This is a genomic window from Streptomyces sp. NPDC044064, from assembly GCF_056434245.1.
Genome location: NZ_JBWKFN010000009.1, coordinates 24,353 through 42,499 on the forward strand (window position 1 = coordinate 24,353; position 18,147 = coordinate 42,499).

Consider the following 18,147-nt stretch of genomic DNA (forward strand, 5'->3'; position numbering starts at 1 on the left):
CTCCTTTCCCCCCCTTGTGCCCCCTCTGGTCAACAGGTCCCCCCCCCCCTTCCTTTTTTTCCTCCCCCCCCCCCCCCCCCTCCCCCCCCCCCCCTCGCCCCCGCCGACGAAGCCGAGGCCAGCAATGCGCCAGAGCACCACCCGCAGGATCCCGTCCTGGACGGACCGGGAGCGTGCCCTCGAGGCGCGATTACACACTGATCAGGTACGAGTTGAGCCGGACCCATTTGGGCCGCTCGCTGCCCAGCGGCGTGGGCACCTTGAGCGAGTCGTCGCCCAGATCCACGCCAGAGGGCGGATGCCGAAGGTGTGTCTGTACGCGCTCTCCGTCGGAGGGCAGGAACCGCGTCACTCGCTGGAGGCGGCAGCCTCCTTCGCAGCACGTGAGTCCTGGCGGGTGGGGGCGGGTCAGTCCTTCACTGACAACCAGGCGGCAGCCGCCCCACCAACACGCCCAGGTTGGCGCCGTGTCCGACAGCAGATCCGATCCGGGTACGCGGACGGGGTCGTCGTGGTCACCGCCTCCGTCATCAGCTTCCGAATCGACGAATACCGGCAGGAAGTCGACTGGTTCGGGCATCACTCCGGGTTCGTCGCAGTGGTCGTTCCCGAGATTCAGACGGGACCGACATGAGGCCGTCGATCTTCAGCCCAGGACGCATCGGTGCTGCTCTAGGAGGCAGCGACGCAGCGGAATCCCGTGTCGTTGTCCTTCATGGTCGCGTTGGCCGCGTTCTGCAGGGACGGTGCGGCGCGTTCGAATGGGGAGGTGAACGCGCTCCCCTTCAAGTGGTATCGGCCGGGCTCCTCTTCAGTGGAGCACCACTCCCAGGTGTTGCCGCACAGGTCGAAGACGCCGTACGGGCTGACGCCGGACTGATACCGGGAGACGGGGGTCGTGGCGTCGATGCCGGCTTGGGACGTGTTCGCTTTCGCGGCGGTGGGCTCGTTACCCCAGGGGTAGATGCGCCCGCGCGGGCCGCGGGCCGCCTTCTCCCACTGCCGTGTGCTGGGCAGGGTCTTGCCGGTCCAGCGGGCGTACGCGGTCGCTTCGTGCCATGTCACCCACACCACGGGGTGGTTGGCCAGGGTGACGGGGCAATGTCCTCCGGGCCAGTGCTGCGGTGGCCGGTGGCCGGTGGCCAGCACGAAGCGTTCGTAGTCCTCGTTGGTTGTCGGGTAGACGTCGATGAGGAACGACTCAAGCCACACAGAACGGTTGTCGGGGCCGGACAGGTAGATGCCCTCTTCGACGAGAGTCATCACCTTCCTGTCGACTGGGTGCCGGCGGGTGCTCGGGTCCTTGCGCAGCAGCTCTTCTGCGCGCTCGTCATGCTCGACGGCGGCCCGCTCGGTCAACAGAGCGGCGAACAGCTGCTGCACCTCTGGTTTGGCCTGGGCGAGGAGCGTGTCGAGGGCGGCCTGGTTCTCGAGTTCAAGCGTGATGGTCTCGCTGCGCCGCTTCCACCGTGGGATCTGGCGAGGGTTCACGCCGACCAGTTCGGCGAACTCCTTCTGCTTCTTCCGCATGGCCTGGCGCAGCAGCTCTGCCTCACGGCCGGTCCACTTGGTTACCCCCGCCATGGTGTTGTCCTACAGGCTCTCGCCGGGGATGGACAGGTATGCCTCCTGGAGCTGCCTCAGGACAGGGTGCTCCACCGGGAACTCGGCGTCGTCGATCGCAGCCAAGGGACGAACACCAATCGAGGTGTTCGTGGCGAAGGCCGCGGCCATGCCCTTGGCCTGATCCAGGGTGACGGTCGCGACTCGATGTTCGGAGTGCTGTTGGAGCAGTGCCATGGTGACGCCCGGCAGTACAGGCGCCTGCGGCCACACAACCGTGCCCTCCTGGTCGACGAATGCAACGTTCCAGGTGCCGCCTTCGGACACGAGCCCATCCCGACCGACGAACAGGGCGTCGTCGAAGTCGGTCCGCTGGGCCACTCCGCGAGCATGCAGAGCACCGAACAGGCCGATGTGCTTCACCTCAGGCAGGTCCCGTTCGTACACCGTGCTCTTGGCGCGCAGGGGTTGCGGGGGCAGAGCGCCGGCCTTGCGTACCGATACGAGGATGTGCGGGTCGTGGGCCTCCGCGGGGTGCCCCATGTCGACCTTCGGGTCGAAGATCGTGACACGGACGACGCAGGGTGTCTGCTGCCCTTCCAGGGCCTGCCGGACGTAGGAGCGGACACGGTCGGTGTCCAGGTCCGCATTCCAGACGATTTTGCAGTCCCGCGCGAGGCGTTCCATGTGCAGCGTCAGGCCGCGGATGCGGCCGTCCTCCACGCGCATGGACGTGAAGTGACCGACGTTCGTCAGGGCCAGAACGAGCAAGTCGTCTGCAGATACGGGCTTTCCATCAAGAGTTGCCATGCGGTCCAGCATGTCAGGAGCCTTCGTATTGGCGGCACCCCGAACCGGGTTACTGACGAGGCAACGTCATCTAAAAGTCATTCCCAAGTCCTTACCGTCAGGTGTTCGCTGGTCACCGTGCGGACACGCACGGTGACCAGCGGCGCAAGGCGTGTCCACCGAAGCAACACCGTTGCTAGCCAGACGATCCCCCACACCCCCGACCTGGGAGGCCCCCAGATGAGCTCCGCTACCGCCCTCGCATCGGCCGCCGCAAACTCGCTGCTGCCTGCGACGGCGCGTGCCCTGGCCCCCAACCCGGTGTACACCAGCCGACGGCTCCAGAGGGCAGGCGGCGCCATAGGCAGGCACTACCCAGGCGCGATCTGGGTGACTCGTCCCTCTGGCGGCACGGATGCCCACAGCGTCCTCGCAGCGGTTCGGGCAGTGCGGGGGAAGGCAATGCGGGCGGCCCCCGGCCCCGGGGCGGCGGAGCTGTGATGACACTTAACCCTCCTCGTCAGACGGGCAGCTCTACCTCCGCTCTCACGAACGTCGAGACGCTTCCGTCGCGGAGCCCAGGTGTTCGATGCTTCCAATCCGCAGTCGGGTTCCCCGCCGCGCTGGAGGCGATCCCGCCGGCACGGCGCGAACTGCACACCCTGCTGTGCAAGTCGGGTCTGGCTGGTATCGCGGACATCGTTGCCTTGGCCGCTCAGGAATTGATGGCCAACGCTGTGACCCACGGGTGCCATGGTCTCCCGCCGGACACCACCGTCGACATGGCGATTACATGTGACGGCCGGCAGGTGACGGTCAAGGTCGAGGATCCGTCGAGCGACCTGCCGTGCGTGCGGCCGGGAACCAGCGACGAGGAGGGCGGGCGGGGCATGCTCCTCGTCGATGCCTTCGCCGACCGCTGGGGGGTTGAGAAGCCGTACACCGGAGGCGCGGGGAAGGCCGTGTGGATGGAACTGGCATGTTCCCCGGCCGAGGGCGCGGAGGCGTCATGAGCCACTCCAGCCGGGGCCGCCCTGACTCACGCAGCTGCTTGGTGGGCGCGTTATCCACCGAAGACGATGAGGACGAGATCGTCCGACTTCCATCCCCGGGCCCGCAGATTCTGGAAGTTCGGCTTCTCCCTCCGGAGGAAGCACACGACTTCGAACACTGGGCGAGGCGACTCGTTTGCACCGAACTCCTGCGTGGTGCGGTGGCAGTGGTGGTCTACCGAGTCCCCCTTCTTGCCGTTCCAGTTGGTCCAGGCCGTCGTGGTGGGCGCCTCCACATGCTCTATGAAGAGTTCGCCGCAGCCACCGCGCGGGCTCTAGCCAGCCGGCGGGGGTTCGCCCCGCTGTCCATCAGGGGGGCGGTCGTGGAATGGGGCGACCGGCCTCCACCGAAGAGTGACCTAGTCGCCTGCCAGCGGTTCTACGGCCTCCGCCACCCCGCCGAGGAACATGCTGGCGATATGCAGCCTCCTGCCGGACACAGGGGGTACGGCTCGGAATCGGGAGGCTGGCCTCCCGCAGCCGATCAGGCGCCGGGATCGATCTCGCCCGTCCGCGAGACCGTGCCGACCGTCGCAGCGGCAGGGCTCCCCTAGCCGCGCGACGTCACGTCCCCGTCCCGGTGCCGCACCGCCTCCCCTGCGGTGCGGCACCGGGACGGCACCCATAAAGCCCGACGGAACTACACCGTCCTGACCGGAGAGCTGATGACTCCCCTACTGAGCACTCGCCACTCCTGGCGGCTGCACTTCGGCGAGACCCCGCCACCTTCCATCCTGCCGCGCACGATCGACGTCGTCCGCGTCAGCATGGGGCTCGGCATGGCCGCGCTCGACAGGATGATCGACTCGGGATACCAAGTCGGGCCGCTGCTGTGCTGCCTCACTCACCGCATGCTGCTCATCCCAGTCAGGCCCGGCACGGCCGACGTGTGGGCAGCCCCGCATTCCTTCTCCAGCAGCGGCCCGACTCTCCAGTGCGCCGCACAGGGGTACCAGCTGCGCTGCCGAAACCGGTTGTGGATCAACGACCCCGAACCGCTGGCGGCCCCGACCACGGCTCCGGCAGCGCTCCACGACTCGCTCAGCCTCATGCGCACCCGGATCCGGCGCGACTGCGGGCCGCTCGGAACACTCGGGCGCGAGGTCTGCCATGTCTGAACACACCGCGCAGGCTCAAGCCGCCGCTGTCACGAGGGCTCGCCGCCGTCGAGCTCACGCCGACGACAGCCTCCGCATGCCCCCTGCAATCACCACCACCGCGCTGACGGCCGTGACGCTTGGCGGGTCCTGGCTCCTCGACCGCCTCAGCGTGATACCCACCGAAGCCAGCGTCGTCACTGCGGGCACAGCCGCAGGAGGCCTACTGTGGTGGGCCGCTACCCGCTCCCTCAACGCCCGCAGGACTGTTGCACGCGTCGACCAACTCCGCGTCGAGCGCGATGACCTCCACGATGCCCTCACCAGCGTCATCGCCGTCATCGACAAGGGGCGAGAGCACGTGCGCTGGGCGCTCGGTCAGGCCCAGCAAGGATCGGTACGAACTGACTTCCGCGTGTCGGCTGAACCAGCCCGTACCGGGGACGCACGCGCCGATGTCATCCCTGCTCTGGAGCAGGGCATGACCGAAGCGTGGCAGGCCGTAATCACTGCGGCCGCCCACACGCACAACATGCTGAACACCCAGGCAGAGCTGGCGGAGATCTTCAAGTCCGTCGCCCCTCGCCTTCAGAGCCTGGTCAACCGCGGCATCCATGTGATCTCCGAAGTGGAGAACAGCGTGGAGGACCCGGACCTGATGCACGAGATGTTCCGCGTCGACCACCTGCTGACGCAGATTCGGCGCGCCGTGGAAAGCCTGGCGGTCCTGGGCGGAAGCCTGCCGTCCCGCAACAGCGCACCCATCCTCGTTGCGACCGCGATCCGCCGTGCTGTGGCCGAGATCCCGGAGTACGCGCGGGTGCGTGTGACCCTCACTCCAGTGCCAGCAGCGGTCCCGGGGTATGTCAGCCCTAACCTGGTGCACCTTCTGGCGGCGCTTATGGAGAACGCCACGAAGTTCTCCACCGACAAGGTGGAGGTCCACACCCACCAGACCGACAGTGGCGTCGCGATCGAGGTCCTCGACCGCGGCACGGGCATGTCCCCGCAGAAGCGCGATGCCCTGAACCAGCTCCTGGCCAACCCAGAAAGGGAGGACCCGCGTGCTCGCCTGCGCGCCGGTCAGCTTGGCCTCCTGGTGGCCGCACTTCTCGCGAAGCGCCACAAGATCACCATCCGGCTCGGGTCCAACATCGTAGGTGGCACCCAAGCGGTCGTCCTTCTGCCGCACGACCTTCTTGTCGAAGTCAACGACGGGCCCATGCCGTCCACCCGCGCTGCGGAGAAGCCTGCTTCCTCTTCTGCCTCGTCCACTGAGCCTCGCGCCAGCGCCGCGCCTCCAGCCGGGTCCGATGGCAGGCCGGACCCCACTTCGTCCGCGCATGCCGCGACCGCTCAGCCGCACGGTCGGGCGGCCGCTAGCGGCACCAAGCCGCCGCTGCCCAGCCGCGACGTCACCCGGCCGAGGGTGCAGGCCTCCCCGCCACAGCAGCAGGAGCCGACTGGCCGCCCCATCGGCGATTTGATGGCCAAATTCCGGTCTCGTGTGCCCCGTTCGGAGGAGCAGCAGTCACACCCCCGGCCAGCTGATACCCACGGCTTGCCCATCTCCCCCTCCACCACCGACCCGACGTAGGAGTGAAATGATGCAGGCGGAGAACATCCCCACCACCAGCAACACCGCTGCGGTGTCTGCGCGCGCCCAACTGGACGGGCTCCTCACCGACTTCATCAGCCGGATCCCCGGCGCTCAGAAGGCTCTCCTGGCGACCGGTGACGGCCTCAAGCTCGCCTACACCCCACAGGACATGGACGACGCGGACAACACCGCCGCGGTGATCGCCGGGATGTTGGCCCTCGCCCGGCAGCAGTTCAGGAACGCCGAGGGAGGATTGCGCCAGAACGTCTCAGAACACGACGCCGGATTCTTCTTCCTGATGAGCGCCGGCACGACGAGCAAGTCGGCCCTGGGCACCGCTCTGGCCGTAGTGACCACTCGCGAGGCCGATGTGGGCCAGGTCGGTTACGAGATGGGAGTTCTCATCTCGAGCCTCGACGAGCACCTGATCATCGAGGCTCGCCGCAACACGATGTACGGCTAGGGGCTGTGACGTGTCCTCCAGCGGCGGGTGGTCCAACAGCGCGTTAGGGGATGTCCGCCCCTACACGATCACTGGAGGACGCACCCGCCCCACCCACCCGCTGCACCTGACCACCTGCTTGGTCACCAGGCCCGCCACTCGGCCGATGCCGATGACCCTCGAGCACGAGGCACTGCTGATGCACTGCAGCGCCGCCCCGTGCTCCGTCGCCGAGCTCGCCGCCCGGCTCCACCAGCCCGTCCAGGTGGTCAAGGTCTTGCTCGGCGACCTTCTCGACACTGAGGCACTCACGCCGGCCAACCCCAACAGCCCGGCCGACCCCGATGAACACCTGCTGCGGAGACTGCTCGATGCCCTACACACCAACCTCTGACGGTGTCCGGGAGAGACACCCCGGTGCACCCCTGGACGAGCTGAAGATCGTCGTGGCTGGCGGCTTCGGGGTCGGCAAGACCACGATGATCGGGACGGTCAGCGAGATCGAGCCGCTCACCACCGAGGAACACCTCACCGTCGCCAGCGCAGGGATCGACGACCTCGCAGGCATAGCCGACAAGTCCACCACCACTGTGGCCATGGACTTCGGGCGAATCACCTTCGCCGATCACTCCTTGATCCTCTTCCTCTTCGGCACCCCCGGACAGGAGCGGTTCTGGTTCCTGTGGGACGACCTCTCATACGGCGCAGTCGGTGTCGTTGTGCTGGCCGACACACGGCGCTTGGAGGACTCCTTCGCCGCGGTCGACTGGTGCGAGCAGCGGAAGCTGCCCTTCATCGTCGCAGTCAACGAGTTCGACCACGCCTTCCGTTACACCCCCGACGAGGTCCGCCAAGCCCTCAAACTCGGCAGGCACGTCCCCGTCGTGACGTGCGATGTCCGGCAGCACGACTCCGCCATGGACGTGCTGATCAGCTTGGTCGACCGCAGCCTCGAAGTTCGCCGCACCTCAACTCCTGGAGCTCTTGCATGACCTTCCCCACCTCCGACCCCCGTCCGCAGGATCTGGCCACCGGGCAGACAGAGCGCGCCGAAGTACTGCGTTCCCTGGGGCTGGTCGGCCCGGACCCGGAACTCGACGCTTTCGCCTGGCGGCTGGCGCAGGACGCCCGTGTGCCTTACGCCATGATCAACATCTTCGGTGACGAGCAGCAGTTCTTCGGCCTGTGCACGCCCGGTGACGACAGCGAACTGCCCACGGTGGGGCGCAGTATGTCCCTCGGCCACGGCTTCTGCCCCGAGGTCGTGGAAAAGAAGAAGGCTCTGGTGCTGCCGGACGTGTTCGCCCACCCCCGCTTCTCGGGCAACGCGGTGGTGGACCTCATCGGCATCCGTACCTACGCCGGCGCCCCTCTGCTGCATGGCGACACGGTGCTCGGGACCGTCTGCTTCGTCGGCCCTGAGGAAAAGCCCCAGTCCACCGGCCAGGCCTCGCTTGCGCTCATCAAGGAACGCCGCGACGAGGTCATGCACTTCCTCTACCGCCACGTCGGCTACCAGCCGCCGCAGTAGACGACGCCCCTGCTGCCGCGCGTCAACAGCGCTCACACCGGAAGGGGAACCCCCATCGATGTCCGACCCGTATCTCACTGCACAGCACCACCAACTCAGGGAAACGGTACGAGGCTTCGCTGAGTCCCAGGTCGCGCCGCGTGTGGAACAGATGGAGCGGACCGGGGCCGTCGAAGCCGACCTCGCGTATGCGATCGCTCGCCAGGGGTGGATCGGCGTCACCATCGCCGAGACGTATGGCGGTATGGAGGCTGGCCACCTAGCCAAGACGATCCTGATTGAGGAGCTCTCCCGTGTCAGCGCCGCCATGGGCGCCGTGGCGCAGGCCTCACAGCTCGCCGCAGCAAAGATCATCCACTACGGCAACGAATGGCAGAAGCAAACGTGGCTGCCACGGATCGCGGACGGCTCGTGCCTGCCTACCATCGCCGTCACCGAACCCGGTAGCGGCAGTCACGTCCTGGGCATGCAGATGACCGCCCGCCGTGAGGGCCGCCACTACGTCCTCAATGGGCGGAAGGTCTTCATCGGCAACAGCCACATCGGACACCTCCATGGCGTCGTCGCCCGTACCTCAGAAGGGTCAAGGGGGTTGACGGCGTTCCTCGTCGAAGCCGATCGGCCCGGCCTGACCCTGCCACCTCACCCCGAGAAGCTGGGCCTGCACGGTTTCAGCTTCGGTGAACTCCACTTCGACGAGTGCCGCATACCGGTGACCAACCGGCTCGGCGAGGAAGGCGACGGTAGGGACATCGCCTACTCGTCGAGCGTTACGTACGGACGGCCGAACCTGACTGCGGTCGCCCTCGGAATTCACCAGGCGATCCTTGAACAGACCACGGCCTTTGCCAGCGAGCGCGTCCGCTACGGCAGTCCGCTGCACAAGCTGTCCAACATCAAGCTCAAGGTGGGGCAGATTCAGTCGCGTCTGATGACCGCCCGGCTCGCCGCCTATCACGCGGCCCACCTTCTCGACGCCGGTGTTCCATGTGACGCCCAGCTGATGAACGCCAAGCTGATCAACGTAGAGATGGCGCTGGATTCCGCCCGGGCGGCAATGGAGATCCATGCCGCAGCCGGACTGATGGCCGAAGTCCCCATCGGGCGCTACCTGCGCGACGTGCACCACATCTTCGCCCCTGCTGGCACCTCGGACATCCAGCTTCTTCGCCTCGCCGAGGTCGCGCTCGGCCAGAGCAAGGGCGATTGGTCACAACGGCTGTCCACCGTGCTCAACCCCGCCTGCTCCCCCTCCGCCCTCAGCTGATCAACACGTCGGCCCGCCCCGCTACGGCGTGACACCGGCCAGGGACGCCGAACCCCACTTCTTCCCCGGAGACATCGTCATGACCCGACAGCGCGCGATCCAGATCACCCCCCTGACCGCCACGGAGCGTCTGGTTCTCGACCAGACCTCCCCCGGCCACGATCCGGGCACCGGCGCTACCAACCTTTGGAGAAGGGCCTTCGGCTTGGACGTCCTGGCGACCGACGAGGTCCGGAAGGTCTCCGACCATGCCCTGCTCCTCGCGCGCGTCGGCCTTGACGTCCTCCGCCAGGTCCTCACGCCCGCCCGCTGACACATTGACTTCCGGGGAGACCAACGTGTTCATCAACGTAGCGATCTGCAATTTCGAGAACAACGGCAACGGGGACCGCGACTTGTGGCAGCGGATGCACGACCGGCTGGCCTCGCTCGACCTGCATCTGCTGCTGCGGCAGGAGATGTGGGATGCCCAGGACAACGGCCACGCGCTCGCGGACGCGGCCGAGGCCGTACTGGGCATGGCCGGCTTCATCGGCCGCGAGTGCTGCACCGCCGTCTACCACGACCCGGAGCTCTTCACCCCGGCCACCGCGTACCCGAAGACAGGCCCCGTGTGGGCGCTCCCGCCGGCCGTGCTCAGCTTCAAGCTCGCTGGTACAAAACCCGACGCCACCCCGCTGATCGTGGGCTCCTACCACCTCAACTACTTCTCCACCACGTCGCGCCTGGCGGAGGCCGAGTGGCTGACCAAGTGGAACGACAAGTGGGTGAAGAACGGCGACCGGTACGTCCACCACCCCGCGCTGCTCGGCGGCGACAACAACAGCTACCCCGTCGTCGGCACACCCGGGGACCCGGCCCTGCCCGTGCTGGAGGAGATCCGCGACGAACCCCACCGGGCGCACCGCTCCTACATCGGGCCGGACGGCGTGCGCCGGATGGACGACCGGCCGGACGACACCCTGCGCACCGCCGGCCTCCAGGACGTCGCCCGCCACCTCGTCGAGGCCATGGGTGACACCAGCGCGGTCGCGCCCACGGTCGACGCCTGCGACAGCCACGGCTCGGCCTCGCGCATCGACCGGATCTACGCCAGCAAGGAGCTCCTGCCCGCCGTCCGCGAGGTCGAGGTCGTCGACATGAAGGGCCTGTCCGACCATCACACGGTCGTGCTGCGCCTGGACCGGAACACCCTCACCGACATCCTCAACCACCCGCTCACCCGGGCGGCGTGACCGATGCTTACGACGCAAGGCCCGCACCTCCTATGCCCCGCCTCCCCCTCACGGGAATCGCCGCTCCGTTGTGCCGCCCCTCGCCCGAGGAGTGCTCCGAGGACTTCGCCTGGTTCCGGGAACGCCTCGCTGACCCGGACCTCCTCGACCGCGCGGTCGGTGTGAAGGTGGGCAGCGCCGTGCTCCTCGCGGTGCCCGCTGGCAAAAGCCGCAGCGGCGGCTACCTGTCGGTGGGCACCGTGGCCGACGCCGTACGGATCTGGGCGGGCCTGCGGGGCCGGCCTGGATTCCCGCGCGTTCGGCTCGGCCTGTCGATCCACCGCGACACCTACCACACCGTCAACTGGGGGCCACGACAGCCCCAGGACGACGCGGAGCGCGGCAGGTACTTCGGGTACGCGTCGTCCGCCATCGGCACTTTCCTCCGCCGCCTCTCGATCTCTGACCAGCAGGCGGACCTGGCAGAGGACGGACCGGACCCTGCTGTCGGGCGGACCTGGCAGCAGGACCCGCTGCTTTCGACGCTCCGCGACGTCGGCGGCTGCCTCGCCGTAATCCTCATGGGCGTTCTGGTCACCGTACTGGTGTCGGCGGCCCGGGAAGCGTGGCCGCAGATTGGAGCCGCCGCAGGCCATGCCGAGGTGACCGGAGTGCCCACCGATGACACATCCACCGGCTGGAAACGCGGAGGCCGCAGCTGCCGCGAGCCCCTTCGCGAGCCGCAGGCCCCTTCGCGAGCCCTGCCCACCACTGGAGACACGCGGTGGGATGTGGACCCGTCAGTCGCGCATACCCGAACCAGCTCAGGGAGTTGCACGAAATGAGAACCGATAGCGAACCGGGGCTCCTGGGGGTGCTCCTCGCCCCCGCGGACTCCCCTCCGCACACGGGGTCGACCGGCGCTCAGCCCACGGAAGCCCCCGAGTCACCGTGGCGGGACAGCGAAGCCTGGCGCCTGCGCAGTGCGGAGACAACGCGACGGCCGACGTCCTTGCTGAGTCACCGGCGTCCCGATGCCTCGCTGGATGACGCCTACCGGATCCAGTGGCACGGGACTGCGCTTCGCGTTGCCGATGGTGCGCGCGTGGTCGGTCACAAGGTGGGTCTCACCTCGGCGGCCATGCAGGAGCAGTTCGGCATCGACCAGCCCGACTCCGGGCTGCTGCTCGACTCCATGGCGGTCGACGAGGACGGCGAGTTGCACCTCGGCGACCTGGTCGCGCCGCGCGTCGAGGGCGAGCTCGCCTTCCGGATGGGAAGCGACTTGGCCGGCGCCGACGTGAGCGAGGAGGCGATCCGAGACGCGATCGCGTCGACGTTCCTCGCCCTGGAGGTCATCGACAGCCGGTACGGGTTCGAGGGGTTGACGCTCGTCGACAGCGTGGCGGACAACGCGGCCTGCGGGCGGTTCGTCCTCGGCGCACCCGTAGCGGGACTCGTGCCCGAGCTGGAGGGAGAGCATCTGACCTGCACGGTGAACGGTGCTGTGGCGGCCGCCGGATTCGGCCGGGCGATCCTGGGTGACCCGATCCGTTCCGTGGCCTGGCTGGTGCGACAGCTGGCGGCTTTCGGTACGGGACTGCGGGCCGGTGACATCGTGCTGGCCGGGGCCGTGCACGCCAGCCTCCCGCTGAGTGCCGGGCAGACCGTGACGGTCAGCTCTCCCCGCCTTCCGCAGGCGGTGCTCCATGTCGCCTAGCGCCATTGCGCCGGTCGAATCCGCCACCGACTGTGCGGAGGCCGCGCCCCGTCTGAAGGCGGCCGTGATCGGTGCCGGAATGCTCGGCCTCGACCTGGCCGAGCGGCTGAACGCCTCTCCACTGCTGAGCTGCACCCTGGTGGCCAGCCAGCAAAGCAGCGCCAGCGCGCTGCGCCGGGCCGCCCAACTGGGCTGCGAGATTTCCACCGAGGGCATCGCGGCGGTGGTCGGTGCGGACGTCGACGTGGTATTCGACGCGAGTTCGGCCGAGGCACACGCCGCCCACTGGGCCGCCCTCGCCTCGGCCGACGTGCTGCTGGTGGATCTCACGCCGAGCAGCGGCGGCAGCATGGTCACCCCGACGGTCAACGGCGTCCGGGCGGAGTCGGACCGTCACCTGAGCCTGGTGAGCTGCGGCGGCCAGGCCGTCCTCCCAGTGCTGGACGCGATCGCCAGGAACAGCGAGCGGGTCGAGGACGTCGAAGTGGTCACCACCGTCGCCTCGGCCGGCGTCGGCCCGGCTACGCGGGACAACCTCGACGAGTACCTCGCCATCACCGGCTACGCGGTGGAGCGGCTGACCGGCTCGCCGGAGGTGAAGGTGCTGGCCACCATCAGCCCGGCCCTGCCCGCGCCGGCCTTCCGCTCGCAGATCACCGCGTGCGCGTACGGCATCCAGCCCGCTGCGCTGTCCGGCGCGGTCGAGGCGGCGTCCGACGCCGTACGGCAGTACGCCCCCGGCTACGAGGTGAGTGCGCTGTCCGTGGCCGACGACCTGGTGCGGGCGACCGTCACGGTCACCGCCCGGACAGGACGGCTGCCGGCCTACGCCGGAAACGTGGAGATCATCAACGCCGCCGCGGTGACGCTGGCCGAGCGCTACGCGCGCTCCCTGGAGGTGGGACACCATGGGTAGCAGCCACATCTCGCAGGTGAGCGTCCACGATGCGACGCTTCGCGACGGACAGCACGCGGTGCAGCACCAGCTCGACGTGCCGCAGTTGCGGGCGTACGCCATGGCCGCGAGCGCGGCCGGTGTGCCGGTGGTCGAGGTCGGGCACGGCAACGGGCTCGGCGCGTCCTCACGGCAGATCGGGTACGCGCGTCTGGACGACACCACGATGCTGGAGACCGTCCGGCTCGCCCTGACGGCGGGCACGAGCCGGATGGGCGTGTTCATGGTCCCCGGCTGGGGAACCGGCACGGACATCCGCCGGGCCGCCGACTGTGGCGCGGACGTGGTGCGGATCGCCGCGCACTGCACCGAGGCCAACGTGACGCGCCGCCACCTGGGCCTCGTGCGCGAGCTGGGCCTGGAAGCGCAGGCCGTCCTCCTGATGAGCCACATGGCCCCTGCCGAGCGGCTCGCCGAGGAGTGCCGGCGGGCCGTGGAGTACGGGGCGCAGGCGGTAGGGATCATGGATTCGGCCGGGCACTACCTGCCCGTCGACGTGAGTGAGCGCATCGGGGCCATCGTCGCCGCGGTGGACGTGCCGGTGATCTTCCACGGGCACAACAACCTGTCCATGGCCGTGGCCAACTCTCTCGCCGCCGTCGACGTCGGGGCCCGCGTCATCGACGCGTGCGCGCGCGGCTTCGGGGCTGGCGCGGGCAACACGTCCCTCGAGGTCCTGGTCGCCGTGCTGCACCGGTCGGGTCACGAGACCGGCATCGACCTGCCGGCGCTGCTGCGCGCGGCGGACGTCGCCCACGGCCGGCTGATGTCCGGTCCGCCGGTCATCGACTCGGTGACGTTGGCCTCGGGGCTGGCCGGGGTGTTCTCCGGGTTCAAGCCGCGCGTCCTGACGGCCGCGCGGGAGGCGGGCGTGGACCCCCTGGAGGTCTTCGCCGAACTCGGGCGGCGCCAGGTCGTCGCCGGGCAGGAGGACCTGATCGACGAGGTCGTCCACAGCCTCAAGGTGGCGTCGTGACGCCGGCCGCTGTCGACGACGGCCGGCGTCCCCCTGCCGCCGTGCTGTGCGGAGTGGCTACCGCGCGGGGCGACATCGTGGTCTCCAACGCGGAGATCGCCGGGCGCCTCGGTGTCGCCGACGACTGGATCTCCACCCGGACCGGGATCGTCGAGAGGCGGCGCGTGGACGCGGGCACCTCGACGGCCGATCTTGCCGTCCGGGCGGCCCAGGCCGCGCTGACGTCCGCCGGAGTTCACTCGGTCGACGTGGTGATCCTGGCGACCGCGACCCCCGACCACCGGATGCCGGGCACCGCGCCGGAAGTGTCCGCGCGCCTGGGCCTGTGCGGCATCCCCGCCTTCGACATCGCTGCCGCGTGCACCGGCCTGCCCTACGCCCTCCAGGTCGCGAAGGGATTCGTCGCCGACGGCGCGGCGCAGCGGGCACTGGTCATCACGGTCGATCGCCTGTCGCACCTGACCGACCCGGACGACCGCACGACGGCCGCGCTGTTCGGGGACGGAGCTGCCGCGATCGTGATACGGCGCGGGGAGACGGGCGAGCCGGGCGCCGTGGGGCCGGTGATTCTGGGCGCCGACGGCCGACACACGGACGCCCTAGTCGTCCCGCACGGGCAGTTCATGCACATGCGCGGCCGGGAGGTGTTCCAGCACGCCGTCATCCGCATGTCTCAAGCCGCCGAAGAGGCTGCGGCGGCGGCCGGATGGAGTCTCGGCGATGTCGACCGGTTCGTGCCCCACCAGGCCAACTCCCGTATCACCGAGGCCGTCGGCCGCCGGCTCCACCTCGACGGCGGGAGCGTGCTGGACGACATCGCCCGCTTGGGCAACACCAGTGCGGCCTCGATCCTTTTCGCCCTCGCACACGCGGCGGCCGACGGTGCACTGCGCCCCGGGCACCGGGTCCTGTTGGCCGCGTTCGGTGCGGGCCTGACCTGGGGCGCCACCACCCTCACCTGGCCGGACGTGCCCTGCGTGGCCGACGTGCCCGACCGCTCATCCCGACCGGAGGCAGCCCGGTGAACCAGATACTGACGACCATTCTGACCGGCCCGCTGCAGGTGGACGAGGAGTCGCTGCGCCCGGAGGCGAGCCTGGAGGACGCCGGGCTCGACTCGCTGGCGATCGCCGAGCTGGACCTGCTGCTGGCCGAGCAGGGCGTCGCCCTCGGCGAGGACCGGATCGCCTCGGGCACGTCCGTCGGCGCCCTCGACCAGCTGGTCGACGAGCACCTCGCCGGACGGTGGCGGCCATGACCACAGCCCGTACCGCACCCGGCGGAACCTGGCTGATTACGCCGCCCTCGGACGGCCGCCTGGAGGCGGCGCTGCGCGCACAGCCCGACGTCGCCCTGCTGGACCTGGAGGACTCCGTCCCGCCGAATGGCAAGGACACCGCCCGTACGGCGGCGCTGGCTCATCTCGGCGCCGCGCCGGTACACGGCGCGACGGTGCTCGGGCTGCGCGTGAATGGGCCGGGCACCGTGCACGGCCTGAAGGACCTGGTGGCGCTCGCCGGCGCCGGTCTGCGCGAGACCGTCGTGCTCGTGCCGAAGGTGGAGTCCGCCCGCGAGCTGGAGCTGGTGGCCCAGGCACTGCAGGAGACGGCGACGGGCGTACGCATCTGCGCCCTGATCGAGACGCCCCGCGCGCTGCTCCGCCTCGACGACATCTTCGCCTCGCCGGTGCTGGGCGGTGTTGTCTTCGGGGCGGCCGACTACGCCGCCGCCACCGGATGCCGCCGCACCAGCAGTTCCCTTCTGTGGGCGCGCTCGGCCATCGTCGCGGCCGCCGCCGCCCACGGCATCCCGTCGATCGACTCGCCCTACTTCGACCTCGGGAACCCGCAGGGCCTGCGGAGCGACGCGCAGGAGGCTCGCGATCTGGGCTTCACCGGCAAAGGCGCCGTACACCCCGACCAACTCCCCATCATCCGCGTCGCGTTCAGACCCACCGAGGAAGAGGTGGCCCAGGCCCACGTCATCGTGAGCGCCGCGGACCGGGCCGGCGGCCAGATGGTGCGGGCCAGCGGCCAGATGGTGGGGCCCCCGCTCGTCGCGGCGGCCCGCGCGGTACTCGACCGGGCCCAGAGCGTCACCGTCCCCAGCGCCCGCGGAGGCACCCAGTGACAGAGACACCCGTGGTGCAGGGCTACCGGACCGTCGGCGAAGGCCGGCTGCGCGAGGTCGTCGGCTGCGGCCTGGAGGAGTTCGGCGCCCTGGTCGGCCTGACCATCGAGCACCGGCCGGCGAGGACCATCACCGACACCGACCACGCCATGACCCTTGCGCTGACCGGCAACGTGGCTCCCGTCCACTCCGACGCGCAGTTCTGCGAACGGATGGGCAGACAGCAGCTCTTGGTGTGCGGAGTCGTCACGCTGGGACTGGTCATCGGCGCGAGCGTCCGCTCCACCAGCGGCTTGACCACCGCCAACCTCGCCCTAAACGACGTGCGCTTCGAGCAGCCCGTGCACGTCGGGGACACCCTGCGGGCCGAGACCGAGATCCTCTCCGCACGCTCGTCGGCCAGCCGCCCCGACCAGGGTGTCGTCACCGTCCGCACCACCGCCTTCAACCAAGCCGACCGGCGCGTCATCACCCTCACCCGCACCTTCCTTGTCCCTGCCGACGCGACCGCGGTCCGTACGGCGACCGCCTACTGAAGAAGGGAGTACCGATGCCGGGCAGCACGCCGATGGTCGTCCTCGAAGCCGACGACGCCCTGTGGCAGGAGTACCAGGACCTGACCGTACGCGCCTACGGGCACCAGGTGGAGGACGTCGCCCGGCTGCGCGCGCACGCCGACGCCCGGGTCGCCGTGCGCGACGGCCGCGTCATCGGCGGCGGCCTGGCCCTCGCGGTCCCCCAGTTCTTCGGCGGCCGGACGGTGCCGGGCGCCTGCCTGGCCGGCGGCTGCATCGCCCCCGAAGCCCGGGGCGCCCGGCTGTGGTCGACGCTGCTCGAAGAGCGGCTGCGGCCCCTGAAGGAGCAGGGCGCCGTTCTGGCGACCGCGTGGACCGCTTCGACCGGGTACGGGCACCGCATGGGCTGGGCCGCGCCGACCCAGGTCTACTCCTGGACGGTGCCCACCGACGAACTGCGCGGCATCGCCGACGGCTCCCGCTTCGACATCGTCCACGGCGCCGACGATCAGGTCCGTAAGCAGCAGCAGGTGCTGGCCGGTGACTGGAACGGGCCGTGGCAGCGGCCCTCCTGGTGGCCGGCTTGGCAGCGGGCCGAACACACCGGCATGACGCACTACCGCTTCGCCCTGCCCGGCCGCACCCCGGACGGCCTGCTCGCGATCGCCTTCGACCGGGACCGCGACGGCGGCCGCCGCCTGGTCGTCCACGACTTTTGGGCGGCGAGTGCCGAGGCGGCCACGGCCATGCTCGGCTTCCTCGGCAGCCACCACAGCCGGATCCCGACCGTCCTGTTCCAGCGCACCGCCCTGCCGCCCGTCTCGCTGCTGCAGAACCATCTGCGCCGCGCCGGCGCCGCCAGCGCCACGTCCTGGCACCCCTGGATGCTGCGCATCCTCGATCCGGCCGGGGCAGTACGCCGCCGCGGCTGGCCCGAGGATCTCGACCTCACTCTCCCCCTCGCTCTGCACGGCGACGACAACAGCCCTCCCACACCCTTCCTCCTGCGGGTCGTCGCCGGCACCGCAGAGCTGACGCCCGATCCCGGCGCACGGCACGAACTTGTCCTCACGTCACGCCAGTTCGCCCACTGGTACGCGGGCGGGTACCGCACGCTTGCCGCAGCCCTCCTCGACGGCGTGCACGGCGAGGCCCGCGCGGTGGCCCAGTTCATCCGCGCCACGGCAGACCGCGAACCGTGGATGCCCGAGTACTTCTGACCCGCGCACTACCCCGACCTGACCGCCCCGCCGCACCGAGGGGCCGGAGCCGGCCTTGCCGACCCGGCCCCGGAGC

The 18,147-nt window shown here is 69.6% G+C and carries 22 protein-coding genes; 20 read left to right on the forward strand and 2 right to left on the reverse strand.

All coding sequences use genetic code 11. The features are described from left to right. Positions 1-672: 672 nt before the first annotated feature. Both AC07DS_RS16295 and AC07DS_RS16300 read right to left on the reverse strand, forming a co-directional pair. Positions 673-1,584, reverse strand: a complete 912-nt coding sequence (locus AC07DS_RS16295; protein WP_479145839.1) for an SUMF1/EgtB/PvdO family nonheme iron enzyme — start codon at positions 1,582-1,584, stop codon at positions 673-675. Positions 1,585-1,593: 9 nt separating this feature from the next. Then, on the reverse strand, positions 1,594-2,373 hold the full coding sequence (locus tag AC07DS_RS16300; protein ID WP_479145840.1) for an aminotransferase class IV family protein: 780 nt from the start codon (positions 2,371-2,373) through the stop codon (positions 1,594-1,596). A 479-nt stretch (positions 2,374-2,852) separates the two neighbouring features. Here AC07DS_RS16300 and AC07DS_RS16305 point away from each other — a divergent pair, with 479 nt between their 5' ends. The 20 genes from AC07DS_RS16305 to AC07DS_RS16400 all read left to right on the forward strand — a co-directional run bounded on the left by AC07DS_RS16305 (position 2,853) and on the right by AC07DS_RS16400 (position 18,071). Next, complete coding sequence (locus tag AC07DS_RS16305) at positions 2,853-3,365, forward strand: ATP-binding protein (protein WP_479145842.1); 513 nt, start codon at positions 2,853-2,855, stop codon at positions 3,363-3,365. Beyond that, positions 3,362-3,958 (forward strand): DUF6302 family protein, encoded by a 597-nt coding sequence (locus AC07DS_RS16310; RefSeq protein WP_479145843.1) that lies wholly within the window; start codon positions 3,362-3,364, stop codon positions 3,956-3,958. The genes AC07DS_RS16305 and AC07DS_RS16310 overlap by 4 nt, the downstream gene beginning before the upstream one ends. 111 nt (positions 3,959-4,069) lie before the next feature. Continuing rightward, a complete protein-coding gene (locus AC07DS_RS16315; protein ID WP_479145844.1) occupies positions 4,070-4,522 on the forward strand; it encodes a hypothetical protein in 453 nt (150 codons plus the stop codon). Between the two features lie 76 nt (positions 4,523-4,598). Continuing rightward, on the forward strand, positions 4,599-6,098 hold the full coding sequence (locus AC07DS_RS16320; RefSeq protein WP_479145846.1) for an ATP-binding protein: 1,500 nt from the start codon (positions 4,599-4,601) through the stop codon (positions 6,096-6,098). A gap of 7 nt (positions 6,099-6,105) precedes the next feature. Beyond that, on the forward strand, positions 6,106-6,564 hold the full coding sequence (locus tag AC07DS_RS16325) for a roadblock/LC7 domain-containing protein (RefSeq protein ID WP_479145848.1): 459 nt from the start codon (positions 6,106-6,108) through the stop codon (positions 6,562-6,564). Positions 6,565-6,574: 10 nt separating this feature from the next. Then, on the forward strand, positions 6,575-6,937 hold the full coding sequence (locus AC07DS_RS16330; RefSeq protein ID WP_479145849.1) for a DUF742 domain-containing protein: 363 nt from the start codon (positions 6,575-6,577) through the stop codon (positions 6,935-6,937). Then, the gene (locus tag AC07DS_RS16335; RefSeq protein WP_479145851.1) at positions 6,915-7,535 is read left to right on the forward strand and encodes a GTP-binding protein; all 621 of its coding nucleotides are present in this window, start codon (positions 6,915-6,917) and stop codon (positions 7,533-7,535) included. The genes AC07DS_RS16330 and AC07DS_RS16335 overlap by 23 nt, the downstream gene beginning before the upstream one ends. Further along, complete coding sequence (locus AC07DS_RS16340) at positions 7,532-8,074, forward strand: GAF domain-containing protein (RefSeq protein ID WP_479145852.1); 543 nt, start codon at positions 7,532-7,534, stop codon at positions 8,072-8,074. The genes AC07DS_RS16335 and AC07DS_RS16340 overlap by 4 nt, the downstream gene beginning before the upstream one ends. Positions 8,075-8,132: 58 nt before the next feature. Next, positions 8,133-9,341, forward strand: coding sequence for an acyl-CoA dehydrogenase family protein (locus AC07DS_RS16345; RefSeq protein ID WP_479145853.1), 1,209 nt, complete (start codon positions 8,133-8,135; stop codon positions 9,339-9,341). A gap of 79 nt (positions 9,342-9,420) precedes the next feature. Beyond that, the gene (locus tag AC07DS_RS16350) at positions 9,421-9,654 is read left to right on the forward strand and encodes a hypothetical protein (protein WP_479145855.1); all 234 of its coding nucleotides are present in this window, start codon (positions 9,421-9,423) and stop codon (positions 9,652-9,654) included. 25 nt (positions 9,655-9,679) lie between these two features. Beyond that, positions 9,680-10,576, forward strand: coding sequence for an endonuclease/exonuclease/phosphatase family protein (locus tag AC07DS_RS16355; RefSeq protein WP_479145857.1), 897 nt, complete (start codon positions 9,680-9,682; stop codon positions 10,574-10,576). 32 nt (positions 10,577-10,608) lie between these two features. Next, positions 10,609-11,400, forward strand: a complete 792-nt coding sequence (locus AC07DS_RS16360; RefSeq protein ID WP_479145859.1) for a DUF6302 family protein — start codon at positions 10,609-10,611, stop codon at positions 11,398-11,400. 260 nt (positions 11,401-11,660) lie between these two features. Next, the gene (locus AC07DS_RS16365; protein ID WP_479145860.1) at positions 11,661-12,275 is read left to right on the forward strand and encodes a 2-keto-4-pentenoate hydratase; all 615 of its coding nucleotides are present in this window, start codon (positions 11,661-11,663) and stop codon (positions 12,273-12,275) included. Beyond that, entirely contained in the window at positions 12,265-13,191 is a 927-nt protein-coding gene (locus AC07DS_RS16370; RefSeq protein WP_479145862.1) for an acetaldehyde dehydrogenase, read from the forward strand. The genes AC07DS_RS16365 and AC07DS_RS16370 overlap by 11 nt, the downstream gene beginning before the upstream one ends. 7 nt (positions 13,192-13,198) lie before the next feature. Continuing rightward, on the forward strand, positions 13,199-14,206 hold the full coding sequence (gene dmpG, locus AC07DS_RS16375; RefSeq protein ID WP_479146264.1) for a 4-hydroxy-2-oxovalerate aldolase: 1,008 nt from the start codon (positions 13,199-13,201) through the stop codon (positions 14,204-14,206). Next, positions 14,203-15,231, forward strand: a complete 1,029-nt coding sequence (locus AC07DS_RS16380; protein ID WP_479145864.1) for a beta-ketoacyl-ACP synthase 3 — start codon at positions 14,203-14,205, stop codon at positions 15,229-15,231. The genes dmpG and AC07DS_RS16380 overlap by 4 nt, the downstream gene beginning before the upstream one ends. Then, the gene (locus AC07DS_RS16385; RefSeq protein ID WP_479145865.1) at positions 15,228-15,464 is read left to right on the forward strand and encodes a phosphopantetheine-binding protein; all 237 of its coding nucleotides are present in this window, start codon (positions 15,228-15,230) and stop codon (positions 15,462-15,464) included. Before AC07DS_RS16380 ends, AC07DS_RS16385 begins: the two co-directional genes overlap by 4 nt. Next, complete coding sequence (locus tag AC07DS_RS16390; RefSeq protein ID WP_479145867.1) at positions 15,461-16,336, forward strand: HpcH/HpaI aldolase/citrate lyase family protein; 876 nt, start codon at positions 15,461-15,463, stop codon at positions 16,334-16,336. Before AC07DS_RS16385 ends, AC07DS_RS16390 begins: the two co-directional genes overlap by 4 nt. Beyond that, positions 16,333-16,872, forward strand: coding sequence for a MaoC family dehydratase (locus AC07DS_RS16395; RefSeq protein WP_479145869.1), 540 nt, complete (start codon positions 16,333-16,335; stop codon positions 16,870-16,872). Before AC07DS_RS16390 ends, AC07DS_RS16395 begins: the two co-directional genes overlap by 4 nt. Positions 16,873-16,886: 14 nt before the next feature. Then, positions 16,887-18,071: a GNAT family N-acetyltransferase gene (locus tag AC07DS_RS16400; protein ID WP_479145870.1), complete on the forward strand. Its 1,185-nt coding sequence runs from the start codon at positions 16,887-16,889 to the stop codon at positions 18,069-18,071. Positions 18,072-18,147 lie beyond the last annotated feature (76 nt).